The sequence below is a fragment of the Clostridium sp. genome, assembly GCF_030532265.1.
In the GTDB taxonomy this organism is placed as follows: Bacteria; Bacillota; Clostridia; order Clostridiales; family Clostridiaceae; genus Clostridium.
Window position 1 is genome coordinate 48,290 of record NZ_JAUNLM010000005.1, and the last position, 14,668, is coordinate 62,957.

A 14,668-nucleotide genomic window follows, 5' to 3' on the forward strand; every position below is an offset into this window, starting at 1 on the left:
CAAACTATTTCATTAATTTACATATATCATTTGTAAATTCTACTGGATCTTGGATGCTTAATCCTTCTACAAGTAATGCTTGATTATATAAAAGATTTGTATAAAGATTAAACTTCTCTTTATCATTTGAAAAAGCATCTTTTAATGAAGAAAATACTTCGTGATCTGTATTTACTTCTAATATCTTATCAGCTTTAACTTCACCATTATTTGGCATTTGACTTAATATTTTTTCCATCTCTATTGAAAGTTCACCTTCACTTGATAAACATACTGGATAATTTTTAAGTCTACTTGAAGCTTTAACTTCTTTTATTTTTCCATTTAAAGTTTCTTTCATAGCTTCAAATATATCTTTATTTTCTTCATTTGCCTTTTCATTATCTTTTTCTGATTCTATTCCTAAATCTCCACTTGATACTGACTTAAATTCTTTTTCGTTATAGTTCATAAGCATCTTAATTGCAAATTCATCTATATCCTCAGTGAAATAAAGAATTTCATATCCTTTATCTAATACCATTTCTGTTTGTGGCATTTTTTCTATTCTTTCATTTGATTCACCAACTGCATAGTAAATATATTTTTGATCTTCTGACATTCTATCTAAATATTCAGCTAATGTTACCATTTTCTTTTCTTTTGATGAATAGAACATTAATAAATCTTTTAATGTATCCTTATTTGCTCCAAACTCATCATAAACACCATATTTTAATTGTCTTCCAAATGATTTATAGAATTTTTCATAAGATTCTCTATCATTCTTAAGCATATTTTCTAATTCATTTTTAATTTTATTTTTAATATTTTTAGCAATACGTCTTAATTGTCTATCATGTTGAAGTAATTCCCTTGATATATTAAGTGATAAATCTTGTGAATCAACTATACCTTTTACAAATCCAAAATAATCTGGTAATAAATCAGAACATTTTTCCATTATTAATACACCATTTGAATATAACTCTAATCCTTTTTCATATTCTTTTGTGTAATAATCATATGGTATATTTTCTGGAATATAAAGTATTGCATTATAACTTATCATACCATCAACACTTATATGAATATGTTTTAATGGTTTATCAAATCCAAATCTTTTTTCAAAATAAAAATTGTTGTAATCTTCATCTGTAAGTTCATTTTTATTTCTTCTCCAAATAGGAACCATACTATTTATTGTTTCTTCTTCTTTGTATTCTTCATATTCATTTTCTGTTCCTTCTTTAAGCTTTGATTTTGTAACATCAAGCTTTATTGGATATCTTATAAAATCTGAATACTTCTTAATTAAAGATCTTAATTTATACTCATCTAAAAACTCATCAAAATTTTCATCTTCTGTATTTTCTTTTAAATGAAGAATTATATCTGTTCCATGACCCTCTTTTTCTGCATCTTCTATTGTATATCCATCTACTCCGTCTGATTCCCATCTATAAGCTTTTTCTTCACCAAAAGCTTTTGTTATAACAGTAACCTTATCCGCAACTAAAAATGCTGAATAAAATCCAACACCAAATTGTCCTATTATATCAAATCCATCTTTTAAATCATTTTCTTCTTTAAATTTAAGTGAACCACTCTTTGCAATAACACCAAGATTTTCATCTAATTCTTCTTTTGTCATTCCTATACCAGTATCAGATATAGTAAGAGTTCTATTTTCTTTGTTTGGAACTATTTTTATAAAATAATCATCTTTATTAAATGATAATGAATTATCACCTAATGTTTTATAATAAATTTTATCTATTGCATCACTTGCATTTGAAATTAATTCTCTTAAAAATATTTCTCTGTTAGTATAAATTGAATTAATTACTATATCTAATAATCTTTTTGATTCTGCTTTAAATTGTCTTTTTTCCAATTTAAATCTCTCCCTTCAAATTCAAAAGATATTTTTATTAGCACTCTTATAACTTGAGTGCTAATGCATAATTTATATATATCACTATTTGAAATTTATGTCAATATTAATTTTCCTTAATACTTTTTTGACCTTATTATACTTAATATTGTTGCTAATACACATATAAAACCTGTAGTTAAAAATACAATATCCATTGCATAAATAAATACATCATTTCTTCCTGGTACATAATTTGAAACTTCATAACCAATAATATGACTCATTCTATTATATAAAAGAGTTGTTGAAAGAGTTATACCAAACACCATCCCAACATTTCTAAGTAATGCATTAACACTTCCTGCTATACCAAGTTGACTTTTTTTAATTTCCTTCATAACAAGTCCATTATTAGGTGATTTAAATAAACCATTACCAAGTCCCATTATTCCACTATAAATAGCAACTTGAAATAAAGATGTATTTTCTTTTACTGTACCTAAAAGAATTAATCCTATTGATAATATTAAACAACCAATAGTTGCTATATATTTTGAATTTAACTTATCAGAAAGCTTACCACTATATGGTGAAACTATTCCTAATACTAATGGATATATCATAAGAAAAAATCCCGCATGTAAAGTTGACATTTTAAGTACATCTTGCAAATAAAATGGTAATATTATTGTTACTGAACTTAGTCCTATAAAAGTTAAGAAGTTGCATAATATACTTGTTGAAAATAATTTATTTTTAAATAATTTTAAATCTAGTACTGGTGACTTAACTGTTTTTTGTAAATATAAAAATATAATAAGCCCTATTATTGAAATTAAAAATCCAAATAATATATATTTATTTGTATATCCTACAAACTCACCTTTAGTTACTGACAATATAAGTGAAACTATAAAAAATCCAAAAGCAATTGTTCCTCTAACATCAATTTTCTCTTCAATTTTAATATTATCTTTTTCTAAAACCTTGTTAGCTAATATTAAATTTATTATTCCAATAGGTACATTAATCCAAAATATAAGATCCCATCTAATTGATGCAAGTATACCTCCAATTGATGGACCTATCATTGTTCCCAAAGCAACTGCACTTGCAGATATTCCAAGAGCTTTTCCTCTACCTTCCCCTTCCTTATATATACCAGTTATTATTCCCATATTAACTGCCATTGTACAAGATGCTCCAATACCTTGTATAACTCTTGAAACAATAAGTAATACTAAATTTTTTGAAAATCCACTACAAATAGATCCAATAGTAAATACTAAAATTCCAAACTTAAAAACTTTATTTTTACCCTTTATATCTCCTATTCTTCCATTTAATAAAACTAATACTGAAATTATTAAAAGATAGCTTGTAACTACCCACTCAACCTGAGCCATTGTTACATTTAAATCACGTGCTATAAGTGGAAGTGCAACATTTACTATACTTCCATCAATACATGACATAAATGTCATTATAACAACACACATTAATATTTTTGATTTTCTACTTTCAGAAACTTCATTATCTATATTACCCATAGAATTTTACTCCTTATAATAAAATAATTTTGATTTAATTATAGAAGTAATTTATTAATAATTTGATTTATTGCTGTGTACATGATTTAAACTTTTTTATTTTTAATAATTAATTTATTTTTTCTCCACAATATGGACAATATTTAAAATCACCTTCTATTACTTTTCCACAATTCGGACATCTTTTTTCATATTGATAATAATTGTTATTATATTCTCTTTTAATCTCTTTTAAATCCCAATAAGTTACATCAACATTCTCTCCTCTTTCTATTGCTTTACCTTTTTCCTTTGGAATTTCATATACAGAATTACATCTGTTGCAAACTACATAATAGCTTTCATTCCATTTAAATAAAGGTATAAAGAAAAAGTGAAAACAGTCAAATGTTTTTATCAATTTACCCTTAGTTTTTAAATTGCATTTTTTACACTGAAGATTTTCTAAAATTTTTATTTCCTTTGACTTACTTTCTATTCCGAATATTCCTATAAAAAACATATTTCCTCCTAACTTAAATTATAAAAATATAACTATTATATATATTTTACAACTATCCAAAATTTATTTTTAAATGCAATATTTTTAATTTTTGTAACATTATACTATATATTTAAAACATTGTGTTATTATAATCATGATTAAAAACAAAGGGGGAAGTTAAATAATGAACTTTAAATCATTTATATCAAAAAATAAGAAAATTTTAGCTTTTGGTATTATATTTTTATTTTTAGGAATTATATTTGGTAATATTTCATCAGCATCTGCAGATGAAATAGCTTCAGCTCAATCTAGAAATTCTAGTATATCATCTGAAATCTCTAATAATAATTTAGCATTGCAATCTAATAATTCTAAAATATCTAAGCTAACAAATGAGATTTCTACTTTACAATCAAAAAAAGATGAAATTGAAACGAAAAAAGAAGCTGAAAAATTAAAAGCAGAAAAAGCAAAAGAAGAATTAAAAGAAAAACAAACTGCTTCGGCTGAATCTAGTACTAACATAAAAAAAAGTAGTAATAGCTCTCATAAATCTACTACTAATAATACAAGCTCTTCATCAAAAGCAAAAAATAATTCTTCAAATTATGAAGATAACAACAATAATACTGTTGGAACTACTGTTTGGATAACTGCAACTGGTAAAAAATATCATAGAACAAACCATTGTGGAAATACTAATCCAAACAACGCAAGACAAGCATCATTAAAAGAAGCACAAAGTTTAGGATTAGATGCTTGCTCTAAATGTTTTTAATTAAGGGGAGAAATTAATGAATAAATTAGTAAAAAAACTACTTACTATCGTATTAGTATTTATTTGTTTTTTTGTTGGAATTATCATAGGTTGCGGTTCAAATAAAAATAATGAACTAAAAGCTAAACTAGATAAAGAATATAGCAATAAACAAATAACTCTTTCTGATACTAATAATGAACTTTCAAATTCTAATAAAAAAATTGATGAGTTAAATAACCAAATAACTAATTTAAATAATTATATAAAAGAAAATTCTAAATAAAAATAAACTCTATAAAGGAATACTCCTTTATAGAGTTTATTTTTATTTGTGATAGTAACCAATTATTTTATATACCTATAATTTATAACGTATTTTCTTTTTCTATATTTAAAAGTTTTTGCTTCATATCAATTCCACCAGCATATCCAATTAAATTTCCATTTGATCCAATTACTCTATGACAAGGTATGACTATAAGTATTGGATTTTTATTATTAGCCATTCCTACTGCCCTTGAAGCATTTTTATTTCCAATAAAATTTGCAATTTCTTTATAACTTAATGTTTTTCCATAAGGTATTTTCATCAGAGATTTCCAAACTTTCTTTTGAAACTCTGTTCCCTTTGGATTAATTGGTAAATTAAATTTTTTTCTCTTTCCATTTAAGTACTCTTCTATTTGAATTTTTGCATCTTTTATTAATTCCGTTTCTATATTATTTGAGTTTACTTCTTTACTTTCACCAAAATAAATTTTTGTTATATAATTTTCCTCTTGAACAATAGTAATTTTTCCTAAACTTGTGTAGTAATAATAAGTATTAATCAATTATTTCCTCTCCTTTAGTGGTATTTTAGAATATTTATTTATTCCACAAATACAAACAAATTGTTCGCCTATAATACACAAATGTCCTTGACTATTTATATTCATTATATTAAACTTATTTTTATACAATTATTATACAATTAAATGTACATTTAATTGTATATTTGAAATTATCTATAGTTTTATTAAAATAAAAATTTTATAATTGGGGGAGTTTCATATGGAAGGAACTAAAGAAACTAAAAAAATTATGTGGTATAGCCTTGCTCTTATGGCATTCTCTGCTGTTTGGGGATTCGGTAATGTAGTTAATGGATTCTCAGAATTTGGTGGATTAAAGGCTATAGTATCATGGATTCTTATTTTTGCTATTTATTTTGTACCTTATGCTTTAATGGTAGGTGAACTTGGTTCTGCCTTCAAAGATTTAGGTGGTGGTGTAAGTTCATGGATCAATGAAACTATTGGACCTAGACTTGCATATTATGCTGGTTGGACTTATTGGGTTGTACATCTTCCTTATATTTCTCAAAAGCCACAAGGTGCTATTATTGCTGGTTTCTGGGCTATATTCCAAAACAACGGGGTTAGTTCTTTAAATCCAATTCTTTTACAAACACTTTGTTTAATAATATTCTTAATAGGAATATGGGTTGCATCAAGAGGTATAAAACCTTTAAAAAGAATAACAACTATTGCTGGTACATCAATGTTTGTTATGTCAATCTTATTTATACTTCTTATGATAGCAGCACCTGCTATTACTGATGCTAAATTAGTAAATATTGATTGGTCATTTAAAACATTTATGCCTACATTTGATGTTAAATACTTTACTAGTCTTTCAATATTAGTATTTGCTGTTGGAGGATGTGAAAAGATTTCACCTTATGTAAATAAAATGGACAATCCTTCAAAGGGATTCCCTAAAGGTATGATTGCTTTAGCAATTATGGTTGCAGTATGTGCTATATTAGGAACTATTTCTCTTGGTATGATGTTTAGTTCTGATAATGTACCAAAAGACTTATTAACTAATGGTGCTTATTATGCATTCCAAAAACTTGGTGAGTATTACGGAATCGGAAATACATTCGTTGTAATATATGCTATAACAAATGTTATAGGACAAATTTCAACTTTAATACTATCAATTGATGCTCCTTTACGTATTTTACTTGAAAATGCTGATGAACAATTTATTCCATCAAAATTACTTAAGAAAAATGAACATGGTGCATTTATAAATGGTAATATATTAATTACTATAATTGTATCAATATTAATTATAATTCCTGCATTTGGTATAGGAAATGTTGATGCTATAGTTAAATGGTTAGTTAAATTAAATGCTGTTTGTATGCCATTACGTTATTTATGGGTGTTTGTAGCTTATATCGCATTAAAGAAAGCTGGAGACAAGTTCCATGCAGAATATCGTTTCACAAAGAGCAAAGTTCTTGGAATAATTTTAGGAGCATGGTGCTTCTTCTTCACAGCTTTTGCTTGTATAGGTGGTATGTATTCAGAAAATACTTTCCAATTAGTATTAAATATAATAACTCCTTTCGTATTAGTAGGACTTGGTTTAATAATGCCAAAGCTTGCTGAAAGAGAAAGAAGACAAAAAGGATTAATATAATTTATAATTATTAAAAAAGGAGCTAAATTTTAGCTCCTTCTATTATAGATATAATTTCAAAACTTAATTATTATATACTTAAATAACAAATCTTTTGTAATTAATTCACTATTTGATTTCTTATAATGAAATAACCTAAATATAAAATTAAATATTTTATACCTATATAAACCAATCCACTAAAAAACATAGTCTAATATCAATATCTATTTTTAGTAATAAAAAACTTAAATACATATTTAGATAATTTAAATGATAATTTATTAAAATAATAATTTTTAGCTCATTTTTCAGCAATTGTTGCTAAAAATTAACCATTATGTAACTAATAATATTAATATTTAATATATAGTTTAAATATAGTAATAAAAGGGGGTAATAAAAAATGAAAAATAATAATCGTAAAAGTATGCAAATAATGAAAAGAAAAAAAGCAATGAGAAGAAGAAAAATAATTTCAATTTCATTTATTGCTATATTAATTATTTGTATTCCTTTATTTTTAATTTTAAATAAAAAAAGTACTAATAATGAAGTTGTTAAAGCCGATACTAACAAAGTTACTACTGATTCATCTAATAACAACAATAATGATAATATTAATAACGAAGCAAAAGAAAAACCTGAAGAAAAAAAATTAGATAATAGTGGATATATAGCATTAAAAGATGACCCAAATGCTGATGATGCTGAAATGGTAGCAAAAAATACAAATGATTTATTAACTGGAGCTAAACAGTACCCTGTTAGAACAGATGGTAAAAAAGTTGTTTACTTAACTTTTGATGATGGTCCTTCAACTACTAATACACCAACAGTCCTTAAAACTCTAGAAAAATATAATGTTAAAGGTACATTTTTTGTAATGGGAAAATCTCTAGCTGCAAATGATACAGCTAAGGAATTATTAAAAGAAATAGCTAAAAATGGACATGCTATTGCAAATCATAGTTATAGCCATGATTATGCTTACTTATACCCAGGTAGAACTATGAATGTACATAATATGCTAAAAGACTTTAATAAAAATGATGAACTTATGAAAAGTGTTTTAGGAAAAGACTTTTCAACTAGAGTAATAAGATTACCTGGTGGATATTGGTCATGGAAAGGTAGAGAACCTTTTAAAAAGAAAATGCAAGAACTTAATATAAGTAATATTGACTGGAACGCTCTAAATGGTGATGCTGAAGGTAAAAAGAAAAACGCACCTGAACTTGTTGAATTCTTAAAGAAAAGCGTTAATGAACTTGGCCCAAATGCAGATAGTATTGTTGTATTAATGCACGATACTTATGGAAAAGCTGAAACAGCAAAAGCTCTACCTCAAATAATTGAATATTTTAAAGATAAAGGCTTTGAATTTAGAACAATAAAATAGTCTACATAATGAAAGAGTTGCTTTAATACTTTTAAAGCAACTCTATTTTATTTACAAAAATATTTTAATTCGTTTTTATTAAAAACTTTATAATTAAATCTATTACTTTTGAATTTTTAAAAATTTAATCCACTAGAATGATAAATAATTTTTGTTATTATAGATGTTATATTATTAATTGAAACCCATAAAACTATTCCAAATGCTATTACATAAGCAAACGAAAATAAATACACTAATTTATTTTTCCCCTTTAATATACTGTTAAAACCACTATAAATTAAAATTACTGAAGTTATTGAAGCAAATATACTTACTATAGCCCAAGGTATAAATCCTATAAATAATGCTAAAGATTGAATTATAACAAGTATAAAATTAATTACTGAAAAAACAAAAAATATATTTCCTAAATTTTTTCTATCTATCTTTTCTTTTATTAAATATTTATAAATTAAATATACTATAAAAATTATTATTCCATAAAATAATATATAATTTAATAAATCTAAGAAATATACACTTCCAGTAGGAAATACCATATCTAATTGAGTGTTAAATTGCTGTTTTAAAAATATAGAATCATTCTTACTAAAATACTCTCCTGATATACTATAAACCAATTCCATAATTGATTTTAATAAGTTGTAGCTAAATATTTTTATAGATAATACCTTTATTAAAGGAATTATCAAAGTTATTATTACGCCATATATTAAACTTAACTTCAATGAAAGTCCTAGTATACCATCTTTCATACTAGTAAATGGATGTTTTATTGCAGTTAATACATAACTTTTATGCTTTTTTATATCAACTTCTGGAGTTGATATATTTATAGTTGTTTTATTATTTTTTGTTTCTCCACCGCAACTATTTCCACATTCTGGACAAAATTTTGAATCATCTGGAATCTTACTTCCACACTTGGTACAATACATTATTTCTCCCCCTTTAATTTAATTAAATATTATATTGAAAATTATACCTTCCGCATACTATTTATGTCAATTTTTAATTATATTTGTAAATTATACATAAAAATGATAAATTATTTATATAAGTTTTTACTAAGGAGGATATATTATGAATTTTTGCAGCAAATGTGGTAGTAGGCTTGAAAACGGCTCTTGTCCTAATTGCTCTACTATTTCTAATTCAAACAAAAATAAAAATTATTTTAAACTTATAATTGGATTTATTATAATTTTATTTATTTTAATAGGAGGTATTTTTATTTATGGAAAATCAACCTCAAAAACACAGTCTGAAATTGCAATGGATTTTTCTAATGCAATATCTAATAAAAACGCTGATGAACTTCAAGAAATTCTTTATTGTGATAATCAAAAACTACAAATTAATACAACAAATGCAAATGTTTTAATTGATTATTTTACTAAAAATCCATCTAAATTTTCTGATATAAATGATAACTTTAACGCTGGAAAATATGTTGATACTGGTTATCCTTTATCAATAAAAGAGATTTCTAAAAAGTTTTTCTTTTTCCCAGTATATAAAGTTGTTGTTAAACCTACATTTATGAAAGTAAAATGTAATTTTAAAAATTTTAAAATTAAAGTGTTAGATCAAACTTATAGTGATTTAAATGAATCAACAGAAATAGGTCCTTTAATGCCTGGAAACTATAATATCACAGCAGAATTATCTAATTCTTATTTAAATAAAAGTGAAGTTATAGATGTAAATACTTTTGATAATAATTGTCCAGATATTGAAGTATTTAAAGATTTAAAAATTATACATATAGATAGTGATATACCAAACGCTGACTTATATATAAATAACAAAAATACTGGAATTAAAGTAAAAGATGCTAAGGATTTTGGTCCAGTTGACCCAAATAGTACTATTTATGCTATATCAAATGAAAATGGTCAAAAACTTATGAGTAAAAAATATACTATTGATTCTTCATCTGAAATTTACATTAATTTTGCTGATGCTAAAGCATCAGAAGATGATTTTAAAACAGAACTTTATAGCCTTTTAAATAATTACTCATCTGGGTTCGCTTATGCTGTTAATTATAATGACTTTAATTATATTTCATCATACCTTAAAGAAAATAGTCCTATATATAATAAACAAAAGAAGGTTGTACCAGATATTTATAAACAAAATATTACTGAATCATTTAATAGTACAGAAATACTAAATTATAAATTTAATAATGATACAAATACTGGAGAAGTTACTTGTAATGAAGTATACTCTATTGCTAAAAATAATAACGTTCCAAAATATAAAGAATTTAAAAATACTTATACTTTTGAAAGAAATTCTAATGGTCTATTAGTTTTAACTGATATTAAAGATTAGAGGTGTATTTAATGAAATATTGTAATAAATGTGGAAATAAATTAGAAAGTTCAGCTAAGTTTTGTAATAAATGTGGGAATAAAATTATTAAAAATGAAGTAGAAATATCATCTAATAATACTAAAGATTTATCTAATGAAGAGTTATCAAAAAATAATGATATTAATATAAAGAGTAATCTTGACACTAATTCTAATAATATTATTAATAAAAATAAAATTAATATTGATGAGTCAAAATATAGTAAAAGCAAAATTAATGAATCACAAAAATCCGATTCTAATGATTTAGATAAAACTACACTATATGATAAAAATGATTATGATTTAAACAATAATATTAATAATTCATCTAAAGAAACTATTAATAAAAATACTAATAATATAATTAACAATAATAAAATAGATGAGGAATCATATTCTTATGATGACCAAATTAAACCTAAAAATAAAAAAAAGAAATACATAATAATAAGTATAATTATTATAGTTATTTTATCCATTGGTAGTTTCATTTATTTTTCAAGAGATTCGCTAATGTATAATCATTATGTAAATAAAGCAGATTCTGCTACATCTACTTTTGAAAAATTAAAAGATTATAATAATGCTTTAGAATATAGATATAATGATGATGTTATTAATTCAATATATAATGTATTAAAAGGTGATTCATCATTCATAGATGAAATGTCTCCTCTTACTAACTTGAATAAAGAAGATACCAATAAATTAATATATAAATTATGTACATTTTATGCGGATAAAAACTTTGATGGCAAAAACTACGATGCATGCCTTAGTTACTTATCTTTAGCTAAGAAATATGGCTATAACGAAAAAGATTATATAAACTATAACGAATTAATGAAAAAAATAGATGAATCAAAAGAAAACCATAAATCTACAGATTCATCACAAAATATTTATAGTTTTAAAAATGAGACTCCAACTAATAATATTCCTAAAAATATTTATGATTATAAAGGAGATTATTTAATTCCCTATAGTAACTCAAGTTATATAGATAAATCTGATATTAATCAGTACAACAAAGAAACATTAGCTCTTATGAGAAATGAAATTTATGCAAGACATGGTTATATATTTGGAACAGAACCTTATAAATCATATTTTAATTCAAAGTCTTGGTATTCTCCAGATTCATCATTTAAAGGTGATGATAAAGAACTTAATGAATATGAAGTAGCAAATGTAAAAACTATAAAATCAGTTGAAAATTCTAAGTAAAAGAAGGTAATATAAATGAAGAAATTTATGAAATTCATTTTATTAACATTAAGTTTATCAATACTTTTATTTGGTTGTACTAATAATAAATCTAAAGTTAATTCATCTGATTCTAATACTGTTAATTCAAAAATAAATTCTGAATCAGATAATATAATCAATGATACTAAAGATATTGATAAATCTAACGATAAAGAAAAGAAAAATACTAAAGATACTAATTCTACATCTAATAATAAAAACTTAAATGAAAATAATCTTAATAAAAATACTAATAACTTAAAAAAGATAACTATAGTTATTGATCCAGGACATTCAAGTAAAAGCTCAAATGAAAAAGAATGTGTATCACCAGATTCAAAAGAAAAAAAATTAAAAGATACTAGTGGAGCAACTGGTGTGAGTAGTGGTATACCTGAATATACAATAACTCACAAAATAAGTATTAAATTAAAAAATTTATTAGAAAAAGAAGGTTATAATGTTATTTTAACTAAAGATAATATAAATGAACAACGTAGTAATATAGAAAGAGCAAATATAGGAAATAAAGCTAATGCAAATCTACTAATACGAATTCATTGTGATGGAGTTGATTCACCAAGCGCTAAAGGAGCTTCTATACTTGTTCCTGAAGTGAAAGGATATATAACAGAAAATATAGCAAAGAAAAGTTATTCTTATGGTGAAAAGATACTAAACTCTTATACCAAAACTACTGGTATATATAATAGAGGTGTAGTTAAAAGAGACGATTTAACTGGATTTAATTGGTCAAAAGTTCCTGTTGTTTTACTTGAATTAGGATTTATTTCAAATCCTAAAGAAGATTCTTACCTAAGTAATGATAAAAATTATAATCAAATATGTGAAGGAATAGCTCAAGGCATTAATAATTGCTTTAAATAATTCTTAAACATTATAGTATAAAATATAGACTGTAGATAAAAATTCTACGGTCTATATTTATTATTGTATTAATATATAATAATTAATTTTTTATTATTAATACTTTATATTCAAACTTCTTGTTCTTTCTATATATAATAAATTAATTAATCAAATAAGAATTTTATAACTCTAATTCACTTAAATTTACCTTTTCCTCATTAATTTCTTTTTCTAAAATTTCATTATTATTAACCTTATACTTAAATAATACAACTAAAGAACTTAATAAAGCTACCAAAAATGCTGGAACTACCCAACCTAACCCTTTATCATAAAGTGGTAACCATCTAACTATACCTTCAAGGAATTTCATATTTAATGAAGTATTGCTTAATGCATAAATAACACTTACACAAGCTGTAATTAAAACTGTTGCTGAATAAACTAACTTATTTCCCTTTAAAAGTTTATCAAACATTGCAAGTAAAATTAAAACAATAGCAACTGGATAAATTGCATCAAGTACAGGAACTGAAATACTTAAAATTTTTGTAAGTCCCATATTAGCAAGAACCATACTTGATAATGCTAAAACTCTAACCCAAGTTTTATAACTTATCTTTGAGTTTAATGTTACAAAATATTGACTGCATGATGTTATAAGTCCTACGCAAGTAGTAAGACAAGCTAGTGTAAATATTACTGCAAGAAGTACAGCTCCCATATCTCCAAAAAGATATGTCATAACATTTGATAAAGTTTGAGCACCATTTTCAGTTGCTCCAAATCTACCACCACTGGTTGCACCTAAATGAGCAAGCATTGAGTAAATTAAAATTAATAATCCACCTGCAAATACACCAGCTTTTACTGAATTTTTTACAACTGCCTTTTCTCCTTTTATTCCCTTTTGTTTAATTACAAGTGAGATAACAATACCAAAATTTAATGCTGCAATTGTATCCATGGTCATATATCCTTCTAAGAATCCACTTACTAAAGGTGCATTTACATATTCTCCAGTTACTTCACCATAAGCACCTAATGGCTTAAAAATACTTGCAATAAATATTGAAAAAATTAATATTAATAACGTAGGAGTTAAAACTTTCCCCATACGATCTACTAATTTAGATGGAGTTAAGCAAAGCCAATAAGCTACTGAAAAAAATATAAATGTATAAATAAATAATGCCAATCCATGAGATATAAAACCTTCTCCTAAATATGGTCTTACTGCCATTTCAAATGGTAAGCTTCCCGCCCTTGGTATTCCAAGTCCAGGTCCAATTGAAAGATAAATAAGAATTGTAAATACCGTTGCAAATAAAGGACTTACTCTACTTGCTAAATTATATAGTCCTGATGATTTTGCTACTGCAACTACACCTAAAATAGGAAATCCTACTGATGTAATTAAAAATCCAATCATAGTAATCCAAGTATCTACTCCAGCTGACTGTCCTAAAAATGGCGGGAAAATTAAGTTTCCTGCACCAAAAAATAATGAGAAAAGCATTAAGCTTACTAATAATAAATCTTTTTTTGATAAATTTTTCATTAAAAACGCCCCCAATTAATCAATTTTAAAAATCATTCTAATTGTATGTCTCCTTCTATGTCCATGAAATTGCCCCCTTTTAATTTATTTAACATTCTTTTTATATTTA

Annotated in this window: 13 protein-coding genes; 7 read left to right on the forward strand and 6 right to left on the reverse strand. The window is 24.7% G+C overall.

All coding sequences use genetic code 11. The features are described 5' to 3' along the window. Nucleotides 1–4 precede the first annotated feature (4 nt). The 3 genes from htpG to Q4E08_RS02585 all read right to left on the reverse strand — a co-directional run bounded on the left by htpG (nucleotide 5) and on the right by Q4E08_RS02585 (nucleotide 3,910). Nucleotides 5–1,876, reverse strand: a complete 1,872-nt coding sequence (htpG, locus tag Q4E08_RS02575) for a molecular chaperone HtpG (RefSeq protein ID WP_303127959.1) — start codon at nucleotides 1,874–1,876, stop codon at nucleotides 5–7. 116 nt (nucleotides 1,877–1,992) lie between these two features. Continuing rightward, on the reverse strand, nucleotides 1,993–3,408 hold the full coding sequence (locus Q4E08_RS02580; RefSeq protein ID WP_303127960.1) for an MFS transporter: 1,416 nt from the start codon (nucleotides 3,406–3,408) through the stop codon (nucleotides 1,993–1,995). A 109-nt stretch (nucleotides 3,409–3,517) separates the two neighbouring features. Beyond that, a complete protein-coding gene (locus Q4E08_RS02585; RefSeq protein WP_303127962.1) occupies nucleotides 3,518–3,910 on the reverse strand; it encodes a zinc ribbon domain-containing protein in 393 nt (130 codons plus the stop codon). Nucleotides 3,911–4,076: 166 nt separating this feature from the next. Between Q4E08_RS02585 and Q4E08_RS02590 the strand changes: the two genes are divergently transcribed. Together Q4E08_RS02590 and Q4E08_RS02595 are read left to right on the forward strand one after the other, a co-directional pair. Beyond that, entirely contained in the window at nucleotides 4,077–4,673 is a 597-nt protein-coding gene (locus Q4E08_RS02590; RefSeq protein WP_303127965.1) for a hypothetical protein, read from the forward strand. A 16-nt stretch (nucleotides 4,674–4,689) separates the two neighbouring features. Further along, nucleotides 4,690–4,938, forward strand: coding sequence for a hypothetical protein (locus Q4E08_RS02595; protein WP_303127967.1), 249 nt, complete (start codon nucleotides 4,690–4,692; stop codon nucleotides 4,936–4,938). An 82-nt stretch (nucleotides 4,939–5,020) separates the two neighbouring features. Here Q4E08_RS02595 and Q4E08_RS02600 read toward each other — a convergent pair whose 3' ends face one another. After that, nucleotides 5,021–5,488, reverse strand: a complete 468-nt coding sequence (locus Q4E08_RS02600) for a methylated-DNA--[protein]-cysteine S-methyltransferase (RefSeq protein WP_303127969.1) — start codon at nucleotides 5,486–5,488, stop codon at nucleotides 5,021–5,023. Between the two features lie 220 nt (nucleotides 5,489–5,708). Between Q4E08_RS02600 and Q4E08_RS02605 the strand changes: the two genes are divergently transcribed. Further along, the gene (locus Q4E08_RS02605) at nucleotides 5,709–7,130 is read left to right on the forward strand and encodes an amino acid permease (RefSeq protein ID WP_303127971.1); all 1,422 of its coding nucleotides are present in this window, start codon (nucleotides 5,709–5,711) and stop codon (nucleotides 7,128–7,130) included. A 385-nt stretch (nucleotides 7,131–7,515) separates the two neighbouring features. Then, nucleotides 7,516–8,511 (forward strand): polysaccharide deacetylase family protein, encoded by a 996-nt coding sequence (locus Q4E08_RS02610; RefSeq protein WP_303127973.1) that lies wholly within the window; start codon nucleotides 7,516–7,518, stop codon nucleotides 8,509–8,511. Nucleotides 8,512–8,627: 116 nt separating this feature from the next. On the opposite strand, the gene Q4E08_RS02615 is transcribed toward Q4E08_RS02610, so the two are convergent. Then, the gene (locus Q4E08_RS02615; protein ID WP_303127975.1) at nucleotides 8,628–9,452 is read right to left on the reverse strand and encodes a zinc ribbon domain-containing protein; all 825 of its coding nucleotides are present in this window, start codon (nucleotides 9,450–9,452) and stop codon (nucleotides 8,628–8,630) included. A gap of 145 nt (nucleotides 9,453–9,597) precedes the next feature. Between Q4E08_RS02615 and Q4E08_RS02620 the strand changes: the two genes are divergently transcribed. The 3 genes from Q4E08_RS02620 to Q4E08_RS02630 are packed head-to-tail and all read left to right on the forward strand — an operon-like array spanning nucleotide 9,598 to nucleotide 13,016. Further along, complete coding sequence (locus tag Q4E08_RS02620; protein ID WP_303127978.1) at nucleotides 9,598–10,857, forward strand: zinc ribbon domain-containing protein; 1,260 nt, start codon at nucleotides 9,598–9,600, stop codon at nucleotides 10,855–10,857. Nucleotides 10,858–10,868: 11 nt separating this feature from the next. Beyond that, complete coding sequence (locus Q4E08_RS02625; protein WP_303127980.1) at nucleotides 10,869–12,107, forward strand: YARHG domain-containing protein; 1,239 nt, start codon at nucleotides 10,869–10,871, stop codon at nucleotides 12,105–12,107. Nucleotides 12,108–12,122: 15 nt separating this feature from the next. Continuing rightward, complete coding sequence (locus Q4E08_RS02630; RefSeq protein WP_303127983.1) at nucleotides 12,123–13,016, forward strand: N-acetylmuramoyl-L-alanine amidase; 894 nt, start codon at nucleotides 12,123–12,125, stop codon at nucleotides 13,014–13,016. Between the two features lie 163 nt (nucleotides 13,017–13,179). Here Q4E08_RS02630 and brnQ read toward each other — a convergent pair whose 3' ends face one another. Further along, entirely contained in the window at nucleotides 13,180–14,559 is a 1,380-nt protein-coding gene (brnQ, locus tag Q4E08_RS02635) for a branched-chain amino acid transport system II carrier protein (protein ID WP_303127985.1), read from the reverse strand. Nucleotides 14,560–14,668: the final 109 nt, after the last annotated feature.